We start from the raw sequence: 19903 nt of genomic DNA, 5'->3' as shown, positions 1-19903 counted from the left end.
TCGGTCTCCTAGGCGAGGAAGTTCTTGAGCTCGAACACGAGCTTGCGGATATGTCCGGAGATCACGGGCGCGCCGAGGTCCTTGAGGTGCTCGCGGAACCAGGGGTCCACGCTCTGCCGCCCCGAGCTGTTCACGGAGCCGACCGGGATCAGCTTCGCCCCGGAGCGGTGCACGGCCTGGAAGTCGGTCATCAGCGCCCGGTTGTCGTAGAAGTCGGAGATCCACACCAGCACGGTGTTCCGGGGATCGGCGATCTTCGGCCGGGCCAGGGCGATCGCGGCGGTGCCGTCGGTACCGCCCCCGAGCCTGGTGCGCAGCAACACCTCGAACGGGTCGTTCACCCACGGGGTCAGGTCCAGCGCCCGGGTGTCGTAGGCGACCAGATGGACATCCACCTTGGGCAACCCCGCGAAGATGGAGGCGAGGATGGTGCAGTTCACCATCGAGTCGACCATCGATCCCGACTGGTCGACGACCACGATCATCCGGGCGGGCGTGGTCCGCTTGGCGGTGTGCCGGTAGAACAGCTGGTCCACGTAGAGCCGCTCGCTCTCCGGGTCCCAGTTGGTGAGGTTCTTCCAGATGGTGCGATCCAGGTCGAGGTTGCGGAAGGTGCGCTTCGGCGGCACCGACCGGTCGATGGTGCCCACGCTCGTCTGCTGCACCTGGGTGCGCAGCACCTCGGCGACCTCGTCGACGTACCGGCGGATCAGCGCCTTGGCGTTGGCGAGCGCGACGCCCGAGAGGTTGTCCTTGTCCCGGAGCAACTGCTCGATGAGCGACATGCTGGGCGTCAGCGCCCTGGCCAGCGTCGAATCGGCCAGCACCTCGCGCAGCCGCATGCGCCGCACCAGGCCGCCCTCCAGGGCCGACAGGGTGCCGCTCAGCTCGCCCGCGCCCTCGGTGCCCAGCGCCCGCTTGCACCAGCCCGCGTCCCGCTGCCAGTCGGCCATCTGCCTGGCCGTCACATCGCCCGCTCCGGTGCTGAACACATTGAGCAGAAGCTTGGACACCAGGGCGGCCCGGCGCACCCGCTCCCGCGGGTCCTCCGGATCGGCCCCGTCGTCGTCCCCGTCCTCGGCGCTGTCCTCGTCGTCGTCCGCGGGCGCCATCAGGTCCTGAAACTCGGCCTCCAGCTCGGGGAAGCGCTGGACGAGGCTGTCCACCGACACGGACGGGTCCAGCAGTGCGGACGGCAGCCCGAGGTCCTCGACGACGGCCACGCTCGCGGTCTCCAGCGCGGGCTGCTCCTCGGGGTCGAACAGGCGGGCCAGCAGCCGCCAGTAGAGCACCTGCCGCCGGTTCTCGTCGGCGCCGCCGACCGCTGTGTCAGGTACGGTGTCGTGTGTGATGTCGGTCATTTCCGCAGCAGCCGCCCCGCTCGCTCCCGCAGCACGGCGACCGCGTCGCCTGCCCTGGCCTCGGTCTTGGCGACCTTGGGATCGGTGATCCCCCGCGCCCAGTCGCCGCCGTGCACCTCGACCGGCTTGCGCTTGACCGTCGCCTGGACCGCCAGGGGCTGCAACATCCAGCGCCCGCCGTCCCAGCGGAGCAGGCCGATACAGGCAAAGGACGCGGCCACCAGCGCGGGCGTCAGCGGCCCGCAGGCAGGCAGCCGGTCCAGGTCGAGGGGGAGGACCCGCCCGTCCAGCTCCAGCGCGCCTCCGTCCGTGGTGTACCCCTCCAGCAGCACCGGTTCGGCGATGCGCACCGGATGGCGCTCCAGCGGCGGCACCGGCGGCGCGAGCGCCCCGGCGAGCTGGATCCGGGCGGTGGCGAAGGGGTCCGCGGGCTCGCCCGCGGTGGCCCGGTCGTCGTGCCACACCAGGTCGCCACCGGCCAGCAGGGGCAGATCGGTGACCTCCAGCGCGCGGCGCTCCGCCAGCGCGGTCAACAGCACGGGATGGCCGTGCAGCAGGCGCCACAGAGCCGGGCCGACGATCGTGTCGACCTTCGCGGCGACGACGCTCGTGCGCACCAGGCGCGCCGGTGCGCCACCGGCGGGCTCCAGGATCGCGTGGATCTGCGCCTGCACGGCGGTGCCGTGCTCGTGTACGTCCACGCCGAGGAGCAGCAGCCGCCCCGACACCGACTCGACCGGTGGTGCCGCGCCGGGCCGGCCGCCCTGCCACGACAGCGTCATGGCGCGTGCCCACAGGTCGGCCCAGCGCCGCGCGGGCAGCCGCTCCGCCGTCGCGATCGGGGAGGACGCGCGCAGCTCCGCCGCCAGGCCGTCCAGGAGCACCGCCAGGCGCCGCAGTTCGGGCTCGGCGAGCAGGGCCTCGACGGTCTGGTCCGCGGCGGACATCAGGCCGTGGCCGACGCCCCGCCAGCCGGCGATGGCCAGCTCGCGGAGCCATGACCGGGGGCCGGCGAGCGGGCTGTGGGTCTCCGGCGCCGCCGCGGGTGGTTCCTGCCATGCCTGCCTGGTGCGTCCGAGCGCGGCGTCCAGGTCGGCCAGCCGGGCGTCGTGCACCGCGCCGAAGAGGGCGGTGCGCGCGCCCGCCAGGGCCGCCAGGTGGTCGTCCGAGACGGAGCCGGCGGTGACCTTCCCGGCCGCCTCGGCCACCGCCGGTCCCAGGGGGGAGGCCGCTACGGCGCCGGCCAGGGCGGTGAGCGCCGCGGCCCGCTGCTCGCCGAGGCGGGCGAGCCCGTGGACGAGGGTGTCGTCGAAGCCGGTCACCAGGTCGAGGGCTTCACCGACCCCGGGCGGGTCGGCGTCGAGCAGTTCGGCGAGCTGCACACCCAGCATCAGCGGACCGCCTCCGTGGCCGGGAACCAGTGCAGTTCGGGAACGGGCGCCGTGGTGTCCGGCAGCTCCAGGTAGGCCAGATGCCGCAGGAAGCGGCTGAACACCACCGCTGCCGGGGCGGACTCGCGCGAGCCGGTCAGACGGCTCATCAGATCCTCGGCCTTGCTGTCTTCGCCTGCCTCGATGTGCAGATAGCGGGCCACGCGGTCGATCCCGTACTGCAGCACCGCCTCGTCGGCCAGCTCCCGCAGATGCTTGCACGGCCCCCCGTTGGCCCCGCCGCACGGCCGGTTGTTGTTCGTACCGCAGCTGTAGTCATGGGTGTGTGCGGCGATCGACGAGACATACACCCGGGCGATGTCCGAGCCGCTGGACACCACCCCCTGCAACCGGCCCTCCGCCAGCTCGACGAAGGGGACCTTCGCCAGCTTGCGCGGCCGCACGGGGGGAATCACCCGGACCGTACTGCACTGCTCCCACGCGGTTGTTTCCGCGTTCACGACCATCGACCTCCAGCCTGGCGCCTGCACCGGGACGGTTGCTCACATCCGAAAAACAGCATCGCGGATGCCACTGACAATCACGTCTCGGCCGGCGCCAGGCTCCGCTCACCGCGGAGTGAGGGCCGTCAGTGCGACTCCCGGGCGACGAAGGACCCGCGGGTCCCGGCGAGGAAGTCCAGACCGGCGCCCCGGTCCGCCTGCTCGACATGTGCGCGGTAGATGTGCTCCCAGCCGCTCTCCGCGGGCGGGGCGGCGGCCGTCACCGGCTGCCGTGTGGCGAGTTCCCCGTCCGGGACGTCCAGCCTCAGCACGCGCCGTTCCACGTCCAGCTCGATCCAGTCGCCCGTGCGGACCAGACCCAGCGGCCCGCCCGCCGCGGACTCGGGGGCGATGTGCAGGACGACGGTGCCGAAGGCGGTGCCGCTCATGCGGGCGTCGCTGATCCGGACCATGTCCCGCACACCGGACTCCAACACCTTGCGGGGGAGCGGCATGTTCCCCACCTCGGGCATGCCGGGGTAGCCGCGGGGACCGCACCCCCGCAGGACCAGCACGTCGGACGCCGCCACCTCGAGCTCGGGGTCGTCGATCCGGGCGTGGAAGTCCTCGATGCCGTCGAACACCACGGCGCGGCCCCGGTGGCGCAGCAGCTCCGGCGTCGCGGCGGCCGGCTTGATGACCGCGCCGTCGGGACAGAGGTTGCCGCGGAGCACGGCGAGCCCGGCCTGATGCGCGATGGGCTGGTCGGCGGTGCGGATGACGGTGAGGTCGGTGCTGGGGCGGCCGGAGATCTGATCGGTCAGGGAGCAGCCCAAGACGGTGACGCTCGGCTCGAGCTGATCCTTGATCTCTCCGAGCACCGCGTCCAGGCCGCCGGCCCGGTGGAAGTCCTCCATGAGGTGGGCCCCGGCGGGTTGCACGTCGGCGAGCAGGGGAATGTCGCGGCCCGCGCGGTCGATGTCCTCCAGGCCGACGTCCACGCCGACCCGGCGGGCGAGGGCCAGCAGATGGACGACGGCGTTGGTGGACCCGCCGATGGCGGCCACCGCGCGCACCGCGTTCAGCAGGGCCTCGCGGGTCAGCACGGCGCTGGGGCGGAGGTCATCGGCGACCATCTCGACGATGCGGTTGCCCGCCGCGTGCGACAGTTCGAGCAGCCGGCTGTCCGGCGCCGGGAGCCCCGCGTTTCCGGGCAGCGTCATGCCCAGCGCCTCGGCGACACAGGCCATCGTGGACGCGGTGCCCATGGTGTTGCAGTGTCCGCGGCTGCGGATCATCGCCGACTCCGCGCGCCGCAGATCCGCGCGCGGCATCCGCCCGGCGCGCACCTCCTCGCTCATCTCCCAGACCCCCGTGCCGCAGCCGAGCGGCCGCCCCTTCCAGGAGCCGTTGAGCATGGGGCCGCCGGTGACCATCAGCGTGGGCAGATCGACCGACGCGGCTCCCAGGAGCAGCGACGGAACCGTCTTGTCGCAGCCGCCGAGCAGGACGACACCGTCCACCGGGTTGGCGCGGATGAGCTCCTCGATGACCATCGCGGCGAGGTCGCGGAAGAACATCGCGGTCGGGCGCAGCAGGGTCTCGCCCAGCGACGGCACCGGCAGCTCCAGCGGCACACCGCCGGACTCCCACACGCCGCGCTTCACATGCTCGGCTATCTCACGGAAGTGGCTGTTGCAGGGCGTCAGATCCGACCAGGTGTTGCAGATGACGATCTGCGGCCGCCCGTCGAAGGCGTGGTCGGGGAGCCCGCGGCGCATCCAGGCGCGGTGGATGAAGGCGTCGCGGGAGTCTCCCGCATACCACTGCTGCGACCGAGTCGTGCCACTCATACGAACCGTTCCGATCTGTCGATGAAGATCCGTGCGAGTAAGACCTTGCCCGCGTACCCCGCCCGTCATGGCTCGCCGGAGCGCCCACCGGCACCGAAAGTTTCGAATAGCGCCTCTTACGCGACCGAAACATTGACCGCATGGAAACCGGTTCCTACATTGACCCCGCCTGGACACGGCGCAGAGGGCGGGAGAACCCACGGAATTCCCGAGCGCCGAAACTTTCGAAATCCCGAATGTGTAAGGGCGCAATGCCGAACACGGAAGCAGAGAGGTGAGGGCATGAAGTACCACGCCAGCCGGAGAGTTTGGGTGGCGGCCGGAGCCACGGTCATCGCCCTCACGGCTTCGGGCTGCGGAAGCGGCGCGGGCGACTCGGACGGCAAGATCACGCTGACCGTGACCACCCAGGTCGACTACGGGTACCGGGACCTCTACAAGGAGTACGAGAAGAGCCACCCCGGCATCAAGATCCGCGAGGTGCTCGTCGACGACCTGCCGAAGAAGCTGGTCACCCAGCTCGCGGCGAACCGCGGTGCCTCCGATGTGGTGGGCCTCGGCGACGACACCATCGGCAAGTTCAAGCCCAGCCACCAGCGCTTCGTCAACCTCGCCGACCACGGCGTCAACAACACCGACGACCCGTGGGTGCAGTGGGCGTACGACTACGGAACGGTCGAGAACGGCAAGTACGTGATGGGCCTGCGCACCGACATCGGCGGGCTCGGCATCTGCTACCGCACCGACCTGTTCAAGAAGGCCGGGCTGCCCACCGACCCCGAACGCGTCGGCGCGCTCTGGCCCACCTGGGACAAGTTCACCTCGGTCGGCGAGGAATTCCGGGCCAAGGTGAAGGACGCCTCCTTCACCGCCAATACCGGAGACATCTGGGTCGGGATGGAGAACCAGCACAAGGAGACGTTCTTCTCGGCATCCGACGACTCGTTCATAGCCAGTGAGAACTCCGGCCTCAAGCAGGACTTCCTGACCGCCGCGAACATGTCCGTACGGAAGGTCAGCGGAGGATACCCGCCCTTCACTCCGGAAATGGCCAACGCCCTGAAGACCGGCAAGGTGGCAACCGCTGTCTGCCCCGCCTGGAAGCTGGACCGGACCAAGGAGGCCTCCGGCCCTGACAACGCGGGCAAGTGGTCAGTGGCCGCGGCTCCCCAGGGCGGCAACTGGGGCGGCTCGTATCTGCTGGTGCCCAAGCAGACCAAGCACACCAAGGAGGCGGTCGCGCTCGCCCGCTGGCTGACCTCGTCCAAGGTCCAGAAGAGGCTCTTCCTCTCCAAGGGCTACCTCTCCAGCCACCCGTCGGTGTACAACGACCCCACCGTGCAGGCGAAGAAGGACGCGTACTTCTCCAACGCCCCCACCGGCAAGATCTTCGCCGAGGCCGTCGACAAGATGCAGCCCATCTACCGCGGCACCAAGGACAGCGATGTGGCCACCGCCTTCATGAACGCGCTGCTCCGGGTCGAACAGGGCAAGCAGAAGCCGGAGGATGCCTGGGACCAGGCGGTCTCCGACGCGAAGAAGGTCGCGGGGGACTGACCCGATGACGGTCACCGAGACCCGCCCGGGGGCGGAGGCTGCCACGGCCTCCGCCCCGGGGCGCCACCCCCGACGCCGCGCCTGGCGATCCCGTCTGACCCGCTTCGACCTGCGCTACACCCCGTATATCTTCATCGCCCCGTTCTTTGTGGTCTTCGGTGTCTTCGCGGTCTGGCCGCTGCTGTACACCGGCTGGATCTCCTTCCACAAGTGGGCGATCATCGAGGGTGACCAGGGCTGGACCGGGCTGCACAACTACCAGGCCCTCTTCGCCGACGAGTACTTCTGGAACGCGCTGCTGAACACCGCCCTGCTGCTGGTGCTGGGCACCGGAGTGCAGTTGGCCGTGGCGCTGTGGCTCGCCGGTGTGCTCAACCGGAAGCTGAACGCCAGCGCGATCTGGCGGGCCGGGGTCGTGCTGCCGCACATCGTGTCCGTGGTCGCCGTCAGCCTGGTGTTCGCGCAGCTCTACGGCTTCCACACGGGCGTCGTCAACGATGTGCTGAGCCTGGTCGGCATCGACCGGGTCGACTGGCAGGCCAACCGCTGGACCGCGATCCCCGCGGTCGCCACCATCATCATCTGGCGCTGGGCCGGCTACTACGCGCTGATCTTCCTCGCCGCTATGCAGGGCATCCCGCGCGAGCTCAACGAGGCCGCGATGCTCGACGGCGCCTCCCCACGGCGCATCTTCTGGTCGATCACCGTGCCCTCGATCCGCCCCACCATCATCTTCTCCGTCGTCATGTCGACCATCGGCGCCATGCAGACCTTCACCGAGCCCCAGCTCTTCGACACCCAGGGCACCGAGGGCACCGGCGGCAGCGACCGGCAGTTCCAGACGTTGATGATGTACCTCTACGAAAAGGGCTTCCGCGAGTTCAACGCGGGCTACGCGGCCACCCTCGCCTGGGTGATGTTCCTGCTCATCGCCGTCGTCTCCGGCATCAACTACGCGCTGTCGCGGCGCATCGCCTCGAAGGACTGATGTCGTCATGGCCCTCGCCACCCACCCCAGGACCGGCCGCCGCCGCGCCGGGTCCGACGGCGGCCGGCGCCCCGGATTCCTCGTGTACGCCACGCTCGTCGGTGTGCTCGCCGCCTCCGTCTTCCCGCTCTACTACTCCTTTGTGCTGCCCACCCGCGACAACTCGGCGATCGGTGACTCGCTGCTCACCCTCACGCCGGGCGGCAATCTGCTCCACAACATCCAGCGCGTCTACGACACCGTCGACTTCTGGCTGGCCCTGCGCAACTCGCTGATCATCTCCACCACGGTGACGGTGTGCTGCGTCCTGCTGTCCTCACTCGCCGGATTCGCCTTCGCCAAACTGCCGTTCCGGGGGCGCAACGCCCTCTTCGTCGCGGTGGTGATCACCGCGATGCTCCCCACCCAGCTGGGCATGATCCCGCTGTACATGCTGATGGGAAAGCTCGGCTGGATCGCCACCCTGAAGGCCGTCATCGTGCCGGCGCTCGTCAACGCCTTCGCCGTCTTCTGGATGCGGCAGGCCTGCGACGAGTCCGTGCCGTACGAGCTCGTCGAGGCCGCCCGCGTCGACGGCTGCTCGACACTCGGCATCTTCTGGCATGTGGCGCTGCCCGCGATCCGCCCGCAGGCCGCCGTGCTCGCCATGTTCACCTTCATGGCCACCTGGAACGACTTCATGTGGCCGCTGATCGTCCTGGACCCGTCCGTCACCCCGACCGTGCAGACCGCGCTGTCCTCGCTGGCCAGCGGCTACGCCCTCGACTACACACTCATCCTGTCCGGCGCCGCCATCGGGGTGCTGCCGCTACTGCTCGTCTTCCTCCTGCTGTCCCGGCAGATCGTCGCCGGTGTGATGCAGGGCGCCGTCAAGGGCTGACCCACAAGGGCTGACCGCCCCGGTTCCGCCGCCCGGCGGCGCCCCTCCCGACACGCCCGTTTCCCAAGCCGTTCGAAAGGACCTGCATGACCGAGGGCCATATCCGCAACCCCGTGCTGCCCGGATTCCACCCGGACCCGAGCATCGTGCGCGTCGGTGCGGACTACTTCCTCGCCACCTCCACCTTCGAGTGGTTCCCGGGCGTGCCCGTGCACCGCTCCACCGACCTGGTCCACTGGGAGCCGGCCGGACACATCCTGGACCGCACCGACCTGCTCGACCTGCGGGGGGTCCCGGACTCGGCCGGGGTGTGGGCGCCCTCGCTCTCGTACCACGACGGCCGGTTCTGGCTGGTGTACAGCATCGTGCGCACCGTCGGCTCCCCGTACAAGGACGTCGACAACTACCTCGTCACCGCCCCGGACATCTCCGGTCCGTGGTCGGAGCCGGTGTTCCTGAACTCCTCCGGCTTCGACCCCTCCCTCTTCCACGACGAGGACGGGCGCACCTGGCTGCTCAACATCCAGTGGGACCCGCGCGCCGGGCACCCCTCCTTCGCGGGGATCCTGCTCCAGGAGTACGACCCCGCACAACAGGCCCTGATCGGGGCCCCGCGCACGGTCCTCACCCACGATGTGCTGATCGAGGGGCCCAACGTCTACCGCCGTGACGGCTGGTACTACCTGATGCTCGCCGAGGGGGGCACCGGCTGGAACCACGGCATCCTGATGGCCCGCTCGCGCGAGCTGACCGGACCGTACGAGCTCGACCCGGCCGGCTCGCTGCTGACCACCCGCGACACCCCCGAGTGGCCACTGCAGAAGGCCGGCCACGGCGAACTGGTGCGGACGGCGGAGGGGGAGTGGTTTCTCACGCACCTGGCCTCGCGCCCGGTCCGCACGCTCGCCGGGGCGCGCTGTGTGCTCGGCCGGGAAACCTGCCTCCAGCGGGTGACGTGGACCGACGACGGCTGGCTGCGGCTCACGGACGGCGGCCGTCTGCCGAGCCTGGAGGTGGCCGCCCCCCGGGGCATCGCGCCGGCCCCCGCGCCGGTCCGGCCCGTCCGCGACGACTTCGACGCGCCCGCCCTCGCCCCGTACTGGAACACGCTGCGGACCCCCGCGACCTCCCAGTGGCTGAGCCTGACCGAACGCCCCGGCCATCTGCGGCTGCGCGGCCGCCAGAGCCCGCACTCCCACTACGACCAGTCCCTGGTCGCCCGCCGCCTGACGTCGGTGCGCTGCGAGGCGACGACGGTCGTCGACTTCCGCCCGTCCCACTTCAGCCAGCTCGCGGGCCTGATCTGCTGGTACGACACCACCACCCACTACTACCTGCGGCTGACCCATGTGGAGGGCCGGGGCCGGGTGCTGGGCATCGTCTTCACGGACGACGGCGCGTACGGCGAGCTGCCGTCCTGCGAACTCGATGTCGACGACTGGCCGCTGGTGCATCTGCGCGCCCGCTTCGACGGTCAGGAACTGCGCTTCGCCGCCTCGCCGGACGGGGTGTCCTGGCAGGACGTCGGCCCGGTGCTGGAGGCGACCAGGCTCTCCGACGACTACGGGGACCGCCTGCGGTTCACCGGCGCCTTCGTCGGGGTCTGCGTCCAGGACCTGGGCGGGACCCGTGTCGCGGCGGACTTCGACTGGTTCGAACTGCGCGATCTGGCGCCGTGACCGGCCGCCCGGGCGGTCAGGACAGGCCGAGCGCGGGGAAGACCGACGCGTCGAGGAAGCGGAGGAGGTAGTCGCAGTCGGCGCGCTCCCCGTCCAGCAGCGGCCTGACCCGCATCACGCCGATCAGCTGGGCGGGGACGAACTCGGCCGCCGCGCTGTCCGCCGGGATCTCGCCGCGCTCGATCGCGCGCCGGACCATGGCGGCGATCACCGAGACCTCCCGGGAGAACAGCGCGTCGTGCAGCGCCTGGAGCAGGCTCGGGTCGCTGAGCGCGGCATGGCCCAGCGCGTAGAGCAAGGTGGTGTCCGAGTCGCACATCCGCCCGATGGCGCGCGCCGTCTCCCGCAGGTCGCCGGCGAGGCTGCCGGTGTCGATGCCGTCCAGCGCCATGCGCCGGTCACAGCGGCGCAGCGCGGCGGCGACCAGCTGGGGCTTGGTCTTCCACTGGCGGTAGAGAGTGGACCTGCTCGCCCGGGCCTTGGCAGCGACCCCCTCGAAGGTGCAGGCCTCATAGCCGCCCTCGGTCAGCAGGGCGAGCACGGCGTCGAAGATCTCCTGCTCGCGCTCGGGACTGATCTTGGAGCGGCGTGTGGTGTCCGCCGTCGTGGGCGCTGCCATCAGCTCGGCACTCTCCTCCCGCTGTGAGCTCGACTGTGCGGTGTGTGACTGTGCGGCACGACACACGGTACACCAGCGTATCGATACGTGGGTGTGCCGATACACTGTCGTATCGATACGCGGATGTATCGAACGCACGTCACCATCAAAGGGGCCGGGTAATGCCGTGAACGCCACCCTCATAGCCGTCATCCTCGCACTCCTGTCGGCCGTCGCCTACGCGACCGCGGCCGTCGCGCAGGAGCGCCTCGCGGCCCGCACCGGCCCGGGCGGCCTGCGGCGACTGCTGGCACAGGGAGCCTGGTGGTCGACCGTCGGGCTCAACTCCGGCGGGGCCCTGCTCCATGTGGCGGCTCTCAAGTTCGGGCCGCTCACCCTCGTCCAGCCCCTCGGCGCGCTCACGCTGGTCGCCGCCGTACCGCTCGGCGCCAGGGTCGCCGGCCGGCGCGCCACCCCCGACGAGTGGCGGGGCACCGCGCTCACCCTCATCGGCCTCGGCGCGCTGCTGCCGCTCACCGCCAGCGGCACCACCCCCGACGAGACACTCGGCACCGTCGCCGCGCTCGGCGTCGCCGCCACCGTGCTGGCCATGGTCGCCCTGCTCGCCCACGCCCGCCGCGGCCGGGGTCTCGGCCACGCGGCCGCCTCCGGCCTCACCTCCGGGGCCGCGTCGGCGCTCACCCAGACCCTGACGGTCGCGGGCCTGGCCCTGACCTGGCGGTTCGCGGTCGTGGGCGTGCTTGTCGCGGGCTTCGCCGTGGGCGGGCTCCTGCTGTCCCAGACCGCCTACACCGGCGGCCTCGGCGCGCCACTGGCCGTCCTGACCCTGGCGAACCCCACGGTTGCCGCGGCCATCGGACTCGCCCTGCTCGGCGAGCGGGTCCACGGCGGGCCCGCCGGGGTCGCGCTGGCCGGCCTGGGCGCCGTGGTGGCCGCGCGCGGCGTCGTACTACTCACCCGGGCCACGCCCCCGACGCACACCGCGCCACCGCGCCCGGAACCGCGCACGCCGGCGGAGCCGCTCGTGGTCGCCGAACCGGTCCTGGTCGCCGAACCGGTCCTGGTCAGCGCGCCGGCCCTGGTCAGCGCGCGGTGAAGCCGACCACATGACGGCCGTCCACTGCCACCGTCATCCGGGTGCCGCGCTGCCGCACCCGGACCTTTGACCAGTCGCCGACCCGGAACGAGGGAGTGCCGGTGGCCAGGGACCGCTGCCCGCCCCGGTATGCGGGGCCCCGCTTGCCCAGCTTCCAGCCGTTGGGCTTCACCGGGCGGTGGAGGCCACCAGTAGCCGCCCGGCGGCGGCCAGCCGCCTTCGACGGCCCGCCGTGGTGGGCCGTCGTGTGCTGGGGGATGTGGGACGACTGGCCGGACAGCGGCGAGACCGAGCGGCGCCTGGCCTGCACCCCGCGCGGCAAGCCCGCCGAGCAGGTGCTGCGCGGCTGGTGGCGGAAGTGACGGCGCCCGTGGCTCCGTTCACCTGACATCCACTCGGGAGCAACCTCACCACAACCCTCCGCGCCGCTCGGGTGTCAAAAGCCCCGGAAGACCGACCCCGCACTTCTGGGAGAGCCCGTGCGCATACGCATCCTGGCCGTGACCGCCACCGCGGCGGCACTGGCCGCCGTCCTCACCCCCTCGGGCCCTGCCGAGGGCACCGCCACCGCGGCACCCTCGGGTCTCAAGGGGGACTTCAACGGCGACGGATACGCGGACCTGGCGGTCGGCATGCCGAAGGCCACCGTCGACGGCCGGGCGAAGGCGGGCTATGTCAACGTGGTCTGGGGCGGCCCGGACGGCCTCGGCACCGCGGGCTCCGCCCGCGTCAGCCAGTCCACGACCGGAGTGCCCGGCACCGCCGAGGCGGGCGATCTGTTCGGCACCTCGGTCAGCGCCGCCGACCTCAACGGCGACGGCTACAGCGACCTGGCCGTCACCTCCCCCGGCGAACGGCTGATGGACGCCGGCACCGACCAGGAAGGCACGGCCACCGTCGTCTGGGGCTCGGCGTCCGGCTTCGCGGGCGGCCTCACCGCCGCCAAGGGCCGGGCCGACGGGCGGCTCGGCAGGCTGCTCACCGTCGGCGACTTCGACCGGGACGGACACAAGGACCTCGCCCTGAGTACCGATGGCGAGGAGGGCGGCGCGACGCTGCTGCGCCGCGGTCCGTTCACCACGGGCTCCGCCACCGACACCTCCTTCGTCGAGAGGTACGACTTCGGCGGCGCCCGCGCCCTGGTCACGGGGGACTTCGACGGCGACGGCGGCGACGACCTGGCGGTGACGTACAAGGGCATGGAGATCGCCGGCACCCATGTCCTCAGCAAGGTCTCGGGCGAGTGGAAGAGGACATGGGGCACTAGCGACTTCGGCAACGCGATAGCCTCCGGTGACTTCGACGGCGACGGCACGTCGGACCTCGCCATCGGCCAGGTCCAGCCCAACCCGGAGGTCGACACCACCTTCTGCGCAGACCGCCTCGGCGGCGCCATCGCCGTGGTGTACGGCAAGCCGGACACCACCCTCGGCGGCAAGGTCGTGTGCACCACGCAGTCCTCGCCCGACGTCGCGGGCTCCGCAGAGCCCGAGGACAACTTCGGCGGGGCCCTCGCCGTCGGCGACCTCGACCGGGACGACATCGACGAACTGGTCGTCGGCGTCAGCCACGAGGCCATCGGCGCCGAGGCGGACGCGGGCGCGTACCAGTGGCTCGCCGCGGGCCACGACGGCACGATGACCGGCGTCGGCTTCAACCAGAACTCCGCGGGCGTGGCCGGTACGGCGGAGGCGGGCGACCTCTTCGGCACGGCGGTCGCCACCGGCGACTACAACGGTGACGGCTGCCCGGACATGGCGATCGGCGCGCCCGGCGAGAACGCGGGCTCGGGCGGCGTATGGTTCGAGGCCTCCCGTGAAGAAGGCCCCAAGCCCCCGGTCACCTCGGTGACACCGGCGCGGCTGGGCCTTTCCGGCGCGGTGGAACACGGCGGAGTGCTCGCCCGGTAGCCGTGCCCTGCGCAGAAAGCGAGCCCGCAAAAGCGATCTTGACAGCGCATTCCCACTCCGCGGGCTGGTCCGCCTCGGCTCAGCGGCGCACCCACGAGAGATCGCCAGCCGAGAAGACGTCGTACAGGCCCGAGAGCGGTCGCCGCCTCCCGGCTCTTGCCTGTATCTGACGCACCGTCATATCGTCCTGGGGGGGCGATGCGGGTCATGCGATCGCTTCCGTACCACACCCGACCGATCGGATCAGGAGGCACGGGGTGGAGCCGCACACCACACCCACGGCCGCGCCGAAGGTGCGCGCCCGCGCGGTGACCCGCAGCTTCGGGCACTCGGGCGGGCGGGTGCACGCGCTGGGGCCACTCGATCTGGATGTCCAACACGGAGAGTTCTGCTGCGTCGTCGGCCCGTCCGGCTGCGGCAAGTCCACCTTCCTGCGCATCGTCGCCGGGCTCGTCCGCCCCAGTGGCGGCGAGGTCGAGGTACGCGCCGGTCGGCGCCACCCGGCCGCGATGATCCCGCAGGACTACGGGATCTACGACTGGAAGACCGTGCTCGCCAACGTCCGCTTCGGCCTCGACGTGCAGCGCGTGCCGCGCAAGGCCGCCGACGCGCGGGCCCGGGACTGGCTGGACCGGCTCGGCCTCGCCGACTTCGCCGACGCCTACCCGGCCGCGCTGTCCGGCGGCATGCGGCAGCGGGTCGCGATCGCCCGCGCGCTCGCGGTGGAGCCGGAGCTGCTGCTCATGGACGAACCGTTCGCCGCGCTCGACGCCCAGCTGCGCACCATCCTCCAGGACGAGCTGCTCGCGGTCTGCCAGGCGACCCGTACCACCGCGCTGTTCGTCACCCACAGCCTGGAGGAGGCGATCGTGCTCGGGGACCGCGTGGTGGTGATGTCGGCCAGGCCCGGCAGGGTGATCGCCGAGCGACGGCCGCCGTTCGAGCGCCCCCGCACCGGACTGCTGCGCCGCTCCCCGGAGTTCGCCGAGCTGCAGTCCGAGCTGTGGGAGCTGTTGCGCGGCGAGGTGCAGACGGAAGCCGGTGGCGCCGTGATGGTGGACACGGCGGGGAAGCGCTCATGAACAGCGAGACCGCGTCGCTCGGCGCGGACCGCGCCGACCGGGCCGGTGCGGCACCGGGCGGACCCGCCGAGACCGTGCTGGTGCGGCGCCCCGGACCCCGGGAGCGTGACCCGGTCCGCGCCCACCGGCGCCGCCTCGCCCTCGAGATCTCCCTGGCCGTCGCCGTGCCCACGGTGCTGATCCTGCTGTGGCAGCTCGCCGCCTACCGGCACTGGATCGACCCCCGCGTCTACCCCGCGCCGTCCACGATCGCCGCCGACGGCTGGCAGCGCGCCGCCGACGGCAAGCTGTGGCCGGATGTGTGGGCCACGCTCCAGCGGGTGATCGCCGGCTATGCGGCCGGCACGGCCGCGGGCTATGCCGTCGGGCTGCTGATGGGCGCGGTGCGGATCGTCCGCGCGGCGCTGGAGCCCCTGCTCGACGCGCTGTACGTGGTGCCCAAGCTCGCGCTGCTCCCGGTGTTCCTCAATATGTTCGGCCTCGGCGAGGGCCCGCAGATCGCTCTCGTGGCCACCACTGTCTTCTTCTTCGTCTGGATCTCCACGATGGCGGCTGTGATGGGCGTCGCCGAGGGGTACCGGGAGGCCGGCCAGGTCTTCGGCGCCGGTCCCTGGCAGATGTTCCGCCATGTGCTGCTGCCGGCTTCGCTGCCGCAGGTCCTGGTGGGCATGCGGGTCGCCGCCGGGGTGGCGGTCCTGGTGATCGTCGCCTCCGAGCAGATCGCCGCGGACAGCGGCCTCGGCCATCTCGTCTTCGACTCGCGGGCGCTCTTCCAGAACGACGTGATGTTCGTCGGCATCGTCTGCGTGGCCGTGCTCGGCGTGGTCTTCTCCGAACTCGTGCGCTTCGTCGGCCGCCGGCTCACCCCGTGGGCCCCGCGGGACCGCGGCCGCCCCCAGTCCTGACCCCACCCCTGACCCCCACTCCGTCTCGGCCTCACCGGACCCGGAAGGCAACACCCATGCCAGCACCCGGACCCTTCCTCACCCGAGCCCTGGCCACGGCCGTGACCCTGCTGGGCGTCCTCGGCCCCCTCACCGCCTGCGATGTGCGGACCTCCGACTCGGCGCGCTCCGGCGCCGAGCGCAAGGCCCGGCCGATCACCCCTGTCGTCGGCTGCGCCAAGGGCTGGACCGACCCATCCGACCTGTCCGAGGACCGCGCGCCCGCCCGCTGCGAGCCCGGCGCGCCCGCGCCCGAGCCGCTGAAGAAGAAGACGAAGGTCGTCGTCTCCGCCAGCACCCTGAACGCCGAGTACCTGGCGCCGCTGCAGATCGCCCTGGCCAAGGGCGAGTTCGCCAAGGAGAAGCTCGACGTCGAGGTGAAGCTGCTGCCCACCCCGGACGCGCTGCCGCTGCTGGCCAAGGGCGACATCGACGTCCAGTACGCGGCTCCGGAGGCGGGCGTGCTCAACGGCATCCGGCAGGGATTCGACATCCGCTGGGTCGCCGGGAACTTCTCGCCCGCGCCCGGCTCCAAGAGCGGATTCTGGGTCAGGCTGCGGCCGGGGCAGACGGCGGGCGAGGTCGGCCTCAAGGACCGTACCGTCGGCACGCTCATCGGCAAGGGCTCGGTCATCATGTACCCGATGGAGAAGGTGCTGGCCCGGCACCAGGCCGACGTGGACAGCGTCCGCTTCCAGCAGCTGGGCCCCGCCGAGGTGCTCACCTCGCTGAAGAACGGCGGCGTGGACGCGGCATGGCTGCTCGACCCGGTGTGGCGCGAGGTGGACGGCGACGCCGGCTACGCGTTCCTCGGCGGCCAGCCGCGGGGCGAGCCGCTCGGCGGTCTTCTCTTCGGCCCCGATCTGCTGACCGGGGACCCGGACGCGGGAGTGGCGTTTCTGCGCGCCTACATCCGCACCGTCAACACCTACTTCGCCGGGGACTACAAGAAGGGCAAGGCGTTTGTGAACGAGCTCGGCGAGGCGCTCAAGACCGAGCCGGACACGCTGGCCGCCGTGCCGTCGCTGCGCATGGACTGGGAGATCCGCGACGGCACGGTGGACCGCCTGCAGAAGGCCTACGCCGCGGCCGGCGTGATTGAGGGCGATCCCCTGCCCGAGGACGGGGTCGTTGACCGCTCGTTCTACGCGGAGGCGGTCGGCCACAAGCCGTGACTCATGGGGGCCTGGTGTCAGTCGAAGACGAACGGGCCCGGAGTCTGCTTCGCCAGCGCGTCGCAGGTCACCAGGACGGCCCCGATCGAGATGCGCAGCGAGCCGCCGCCCAGGTAGGAGTCCAGGCTGTCGCCCGGCGCCACCGTGCCGACGAGCGTGAACCGTATGGGGGAACCCGCCGGAATGGCCGGGCTGGAGCCGTTGGTGAACGTGGTCGTGCCCGGGCCGCCGTTCTTCTCGAACCGCAGGGCGGCGGAGATGGCGTTCGCCGGGATCGCGATCGGGGCGGTCAGGTCCGGGGAGCCGGGCGTGATGGTGGCCCTGGTGCCGTTCTGGGCGGCGTGCAGGGTGAGATCCACGACGCCGTACGTGCCGCAGTTGTACGGGGCCGTGGCGGTGTCCGGCGACACGGCGGCGGCCGTGGGCGCCAGGGCCACGGCCGCCGCGAGCAGTGCCGCGCAGGCGGCGGCGGTGGCCGTGGCGCGTAACCCGGCAATGGTGCGTCTCATCGCTCGTCCCGTCCGATCCATGTCCGCATCGCTGATGCCCTGTCAGATGGTGGGCTCATTGACGCGCAGGGATCTTCAGAAGGCAAGCTCCGCGGCCGTCCGGGCGGCCGGCTGTGAATGGCCTGCGTCCCGGCGGGTCAGGCGGCCGGTTTGCGGGCGACCCCCACCCAGAAGGAGACCTCTTCGTCGGTCACATCGCCGGTGTCCGTTCCGGTGTCCGGGGCCGCCAGGTCGGCGCGCCAGCGGTGCGGCACCTCGATGCCCGGCTCGACCAGCTCCAGCCCCGTGAAGAACCGTTCCACCTCGGCCCTGCTGCGGATTTTCCCCTGGATGCCGCCGCTGTGGTAGATCTGCACGGTCCGCTGGGTCGCCTCGGGGTCGAAGTCCGGAGTGATGTGGCTCAGCACGAGGTACGAGCCCGGCGCCAGCGGCTCGAGCAGGCGCTGGACGATCCCGTACGGGTCCCACTCGTCGGGGACGAAGTGCAGCAGCGCGCACAGGCTCAGGGCGACGGGCTGGGACAGATCCAGCACCTCGGTGAGTTCCGGGGCGCCCAGGACGGTCTCCGGCTCGGCGACATTCGCGTCCACGTAGGCGGTGCGCCCTCGCGAGTCGCTGCTGAGCAGGGCCTGGGCGTGGGCGAGGACGATCGGGTCGTTGTCGGCGTAGACGATCCGGGATTCCGGGGCGATCGACTGGGCGACCTCGTGGAGATTGGGGCTGGTCGGAATGCCGGTGCCGATGTCGAGGAACTGGCGGATGCCGCACTCGGCGGCGAGGTACCGGATCGCGCGGTGCATGAAGGCGCGGTTGGTGCGGGCGGCGATCATGACGCCGGGCCACATGGTGAGCACCTTGGCGGCGGCCTGGCGGTCGGCGACGTAGTTGTCCTTGCCGCCCAGGAAGTAGTCGTACATCCGGGCGCTGTGCGGCTTGCCCTGGTTGAGGGGGCTGCTGGGGGGCTCCGGTCCGCTACCGGTCTGGGCTGCTACCCCTTGAGCGGTCACGTGTGATCTCCTCATGTCAGGGCTTTCGGGGCGCGATCCTCCATCGCACGTCTTCGCACAGGATCGTAAGCCGCCCGCCCACCCCGCGCCGTAACGGGGTGGGCGCAACTGTCCAGGCGCAACCCCGAGTTGTTCGCGCCCGGCACGGCTCGGTCGGGCAGCCCCCACGGCTTGGCATCGCCCACGGCCGGCACATCGCGCGGGTCCAGGTCCGGGTCGGTGCCGTGCGGGACGACGACCGCCGTCTCGTCCCGGCCCAGCGGGATCTCGATGCCGTGACGTCGCATGGCTCTGCACGGCCATGTCGAGGATCGACTGGGTCGCCGTCAGCGGGCTCTCCCGTGCCCAGGTTCGCGCCCTCCACATACATGGAGTTCGGGGTCATCCAGGCGTTGTTGATGACCTCGCCGTCGGTGAAGAAGGTGAGGAAGTCCAGGGTCGGGTACGGACAGCAGGCTGCGCCGCTCGCGCCAGGCGGTGGCCCACCCGCCGTCGGCGAGCATGAGGTCGAAGTGGCCGATGGGCAGCCGTGCGAAACCGTGCGGGGCGCGCCACTGCAACCGTTGGTCCTGCACTTGGCTGTGGCTGACCATGACTTTCACGGAGTTGGGCGTGGCCTCCCGGTAGACGTGCACACCGAGCGGGCCGTTGCCGAGGAAGGGTCCGTCGTGAGGAGTCGGGAAGCCTCCGACCTACTGTAATTCGGAGAGGAAGCTAAGGCGCAGGTGACGGGATGCGGCATCGATGAGCCGCCCAGAGGTCCGATCAGACCGCCTTCTCGGAGGGGATGATCGGCGGCGCGGGGAGGCGGTCCAGGAAGAGCGCCCCGGCCAGTACCGCGGCGCTGCCCCCGGGCGCGACGCCGAGTTCACACAGCTCGGCGGGCGGGCCCGCGTGGTACAGCGGCCCGGTGTCCTGGAGCGTGCTCATCACGGTGAGCAGCGCGTCGAGGCGGGCCTGCGGCTCCGCGGCCCCCGCACCCCGCGCCCGGGACAGGGCGTCCAGGGCGCGGCGTACGTGCGGAAGTCCGGCCCGCGCCTCACCGCGCGCGCCCGCCGCGCCGTAGGTGGCGGAGACCTGCGAGCCCGGCGAGGGGACGGCGCGGGGCGCGCCGGTCCGGGTGGGCCGCGATCCGCTTGGCTGTGGCGGGCAGTTCGCGGGGCGGGGCGTCGGGAGCAAGGGCGGCGGCCGCGACCAGCAGCCCCGTCACCCAGAGCGCTCCGCGGTGCGGGCCCGGGGCCGGACCGCCGCAGGCCCGGGACATCGTCCACTCGGCTCCCCGGCCGATCGCGCCCAACTCCTCGCGGAGCGCCCGAGTCGGTGCGCCGCGCGCGATCAGGGCGCGCACCGCCGCCTGCGCCAGAGCGTCG

General features: G+C 71.6%; 18 protein-coding genes and 1 pseudogene. 9 read left to right on the top strand and 10 right to left on the bottom strand.

The features are described 5' to 3' along the window. Positions 1 to 8: 8 nt before the first annotated feature. From PV419_RS19960 to PV419_RS19945, 4 genes are all read right to left on the bottom strand, one after another. Positions 9 to 1361: a VWA domain-containing protein gene (locus tag PV419_RS19960; RefSeq protein ID WP_319690755.1), complete on the bottom strand. Its 1353-nt coding sequence runs from the start codon at positions 1359 to 1361 to the stop codon at positions 9 to 11. Continuing rightward, positions 1358 to 2752, bottom strand: a complete 1395-nt coding sequence (locus PV419_RS19955; RefSeq protein WP_319690753.1) for a hypothetical protein — start codon at positions 2750 to 2752, stop codon at positions 1358 to 1360. The genes PV419_RS19960 and PV419_RS19955 overlap by 4 nt, the downstream gene beginning before the upstream one ends. Further along, complete coding sequence (locus PV419_RS19950; protein ID WP_319690751.1) at positions 2752 to 3258, bottom strand: hypothetical protein; 507 nt, start codon at positions 3256 to 3258, stop codon at positions 2752 to 2754. Before PV419_RS19950 ends, PV419_RS19955 begins: the two co-directional genes overlap by 1 nt. 122 nt (positions 3259 to 3380) lie before the next feature. Beyond that, positions 3381 to 5087: an IlvD/Edd family dehydratase gene (locus PV419_RS19945; protein ID WP_319690749.1), complete on the bottom strand. Its 1707-nt coding sequence runs from the start codon at positions 5085 to 5087 to the stop codon at positions 3381 to 3383. Between the two features lie 282 nt (positions 5088 to 5369). Here PV419_RS19945 and PV419_RS19940 point away from each other — a divergent pair, with 282 nt between their 5' ends. From PV419_RS19940 to PV419_RS19925, 4 genes are all read left to right on the top strand, one after another. Beyond that, positions 5370 to 6644, top strand: a complete 1275-nt coding sequence (locus tag PV419_RS19940; RefSeq protein WP_319690747.1) for an ABC transporter substrate-binding protein — start codon at positions 5370 to 5372, stop codon at positions 6642 to 6644. Positions 6645 to 6648: 4 nt separating this feature from the next. Next, positions 6649 to 7632: a sugar ABC transporter permease gene (locus PV419_RS19935; RefSeq protein WP_319690745.1), complete on the top strand. Its 984-nt coding sequence runs from the start codon at positions 6649 to 6651 to the stop codon at positions 7630 to 7632. A gap of 7 nt (positions 7633 to 7639) precedes the next feature. Continuing rightward, a complete protein-coding gene (locus tag PV419_RS19930) occupies positions 7640 to 8512 on the top strand; it encodes a carbohydrate ABC transporter permease (protein WP_319690743.1) in 873 nt (290 codons plus the stop codon). A gap of 86 nt (positions 8513 to 8598) precedes the next feature. Then, positions 8599 to 10191, top strand: a complete 1593-nt coding sequence (locus tag PV419_RS19925) for a glycoside hydrolase family 43 protein (protein ID WP_319690741.1) — start codon at positions 8599 to 8601, stop codon at positions 10189 to 10191. A gap of 16 nt (positions 10192 to 10207) precedes the next feature. Here PV419_RS19925 and PV419_RS19920 read toward each other — a convergent pair whose 3' ends face one another. Beyond that, on the bottom strand, positions 10208 to 10810 hold the full coding sequence (locus PV419_RS19920; protein ID WP_319690740.1) for a TetR/AcrR family transcriptional regulator: 603 nt from the start codon (positions 10808 to 10810) through the stop codon (positions 10208 to 10210). A 166-nt stretch (positions 10811 to 10976) separates the two neighbouring features. Between PV419_RS19920 and PV419_RS19915 the strand changes: the two genes are divergently transcribed. After that, positions 10977 to 11906, top strand: coding sequence for a hypothetical protein (locus PV419_RS19915; RefSeq protein WP_319690738.1), 930 nt, complete (start codon positions 10977 to 10979; stop codon positions 11904 to 11906). Here PV419_RS19915 and PV419_RS19910 read toward each other — a convergent pair. After that, positions 11893 to 12078, bottom strand: coding sequence for a hypothetical protein (locus tag PV419_RS19910; RefSeq protein WP_319690737.1), 186 nt, complete (start codon positions 12076 to 12078; stop codon positions 11893 to 11895). The two genes, PV419_RS19915 and PV419_RS19910, sit on opposite strands and share 14 nt — an antisense overlap. A 307-nt stretch (positions 12079 to 12385) precedes the next feature. Between PV419_RS19910 and PV419_RS19905 the strand changes: the two genes are divergently transcribed. From PV419_RS19905 to PV419_RS19890, 4 genes are all read left to right on the top strand, one after another. Further along, positions 12386 to 13816, top strand: coding sequence for an FG-GAP repeat protein (locus PV419_RS19905; RefSeq protein ID WP_319690736.1), 1431 nt, complete (start codon positions 12386 to 12388; stop codon positions 13814 to 13816). A 257-nt stretch (positions 13817 to 14073) separates the two neighbouring features. Then, a complete protein-coding gene (locus PV419_RS19900; RefSeq protein ID WP_319690735.1) occupies positions 14074 to 14898 on the top strand; it encodes an ABC transporter ATP-binding protein in 825 nt (274 codons plus the stop codon). Next, positions 14895 to 15803, top strand: a complete 909-nt coding sequence (locus PV419_RS19895; RefSeq protein ID WP_319690733.1) for an ABC transporter permease — start codon at positions 14895 to 14897, stop codon at positions 15801 to 15803. The genes PV419_RS19900 and PV419_RS19895 overlap by 4 nt, the downstream gene beginning before the upstream one ends. A gap of 56 nt (positions 15804 to 15859) precedes the next feature. Beyond that, positions 15860 to 17017: an ABC transporter substrate-binding protein gene (locus PV419_RS19890; RefSeq protein WP_319690732.1), complete on the top strand. Its 1158-nt coding sequence runs from the start codon at positions 15860 to 15862 to the stop codon at positions 17015 to 17017. 17 nt (positions 17018 to 17034) lie between these two features. Here the strand turns inward: PV419_RS19890 and PV419_RS19885 are convergent, their stop codons facing one another. The 4 genes and pseudogenes from PV419_RS19885 to PV419_RS19870 form a co-directional block, all read right to left on the bottom strand. Beyond that, positions 17035 to 17526, bottom strand: coding sequence for a hypothetical protein (locus tag PV419_RS19885; protein ID WP_319690731.1), 492 nt, complete (start codon positions 17524 to 17526; stop codon positions 17035 to 17037). A gap of 137 nt (positions 17527 to 17663) precedes the next feature. Beyond that, entirely contained in the window at positions 17664 to 18533 is an 870-nt protein-coding gene (locus PV419_RS19880; protein WP_319690729.1) for an SAM-dependent methyltransferase, read from the bottom strand. Positions 18534 to 18544: 11 nt separating this feature from the next. Further along, positions 18545 to 18820 carry a hypothetical protein gene (locus PV419_RS19875; protein ID WP_319690727.1) on the bottom strand — a complete coding sequence of 92 codons (276 nt, stop codon included), beginning with the start codon at positions 18818 to 18820 and terminating at the stop codon, positions 18545 to 18547. Positions 18821 to 19298: 478 nt separating this feature from the next. Continuing rightward, a pseudogene (locus PV419_RS19870) lies at positions 19299 to 19899 on the bottom strand (triphosphoribosyl-dephospho-CoA synthase); the annotation flags it as partial. Positions 19900 to 19903: the final 4 nt, after the last annotated feature.

Source organism: Streptomyces sp. ME19-01-6, from assembly GCF_033793745.1.
Lineage (GTDB): Bacteria > Actinomycetota > Actinomycetes > Streptomycetales > Streptomycetaceae > Streptomyces.
The sequence above is the reverse complement of the archived record's forward strand: the minus strand, read 5'-3'. Positions and strand labels throughout refer to the sequence as shown.

What these genes read in the sequence shown, in the direction of transcription:
- PV419_RS19960 (WP_319690755.1), bottom strand. Translation starts at nt 1,361, where the DNA reads ATGACCGACATCACACACGACACCGTACCTGACACAGCGGTCGGCGGC.
- PV419_RS19955 (WP_319690753.1), bottom strand. Translation starts at nt 2,752, where the DNA reads ATGCTGGGTGTGCAGCTCGCCGAACTGCTCGACGCCGACCCGCCCGGG.
- PV419_RS19950 (WP_319690751.1), bottom strand. Translation starts at nt 3,258, where the DNA reads ATGGTCGTGAACGCGGAAACAACCGCGTGGGAGCAGTGCAGTACGGTC.
- PV419_RS19945 (WP_319690749.1), bottom strand. Translation starts at nt 5,087, where the DNA reads ATGAGTGGCACGACTCGGTCGCAGCAGTGGTATGCGGGAGACTCCCGC.
- PV419_RS19940 (WP_319690747.1), top strand. Translation starts at nt 5,370, where the DNA reads ATGAAGTACCACGCCAGCCGGAGAGTTTGGGTGGCGGCCGGAGCCACG.
- PV419_RS19935 (WP_319690745.1), top strand. Translation starts at nt 6,649, where the DNA reads ATGACGGTCACCGAGACCCGCCCGGGGGCGGAGGCTGCCACGGCCTCC.
- PV419_RS19930 (WP_319690743.1), top strand. Translation starts at nt 7,640, where the DNA reads ATGGCCCTCGCCACCCACCCCAGGACCGGCCGCCGCCGCGCCGGGTCC.
- PV419_RS19925 (WP_319690741.1), top strand. Translation starts at nt 8,599, where the DNA reads ATGACCGAGGGCCATATCCGCAACCCCGTGCTGCCCGGATTCCACCCG.
- PV419_RS19920 (WP_319690740.1), bottom strand. Translation starts at nt 10,810, where the DNA reads ATGGCAGCGCCCACGACGGCGGACACCACACGCCGCTCCAAGATCAGT.
- PV419_RS19895 (WP_319690733.1), top strand. Translation starts at nt 14,895, where the DNA reads ATGAACAGCGAGACCGCGTCGCTCGGCGCGGACCGCGCCGACCGGGCC.
- PV419_RS19890 (WP_319690732.1), top strand. Translation starts at nt 15,860, where the DNA reads ATGCCAGCACCCGGACCCTTCCTCACCCGAGCCCTGGCCACGGCCGTG.
- PV419_RS19885 (WP_319690731.1), bottom strand. Translation starts at nt 17,526, where the DNA reads ATGAGACGCACCATTGCCGGGTTACGCGCCACGGCCACCGCCGCCGCC.
- PV419_RS19875 (WP_319690727.1), bottom strand. Translation starts at nt 18,820, where the DNA reads ATGCGACGTCACGGCATCGAGATCCCGCTGGGCCGGGACGAGACGGCG.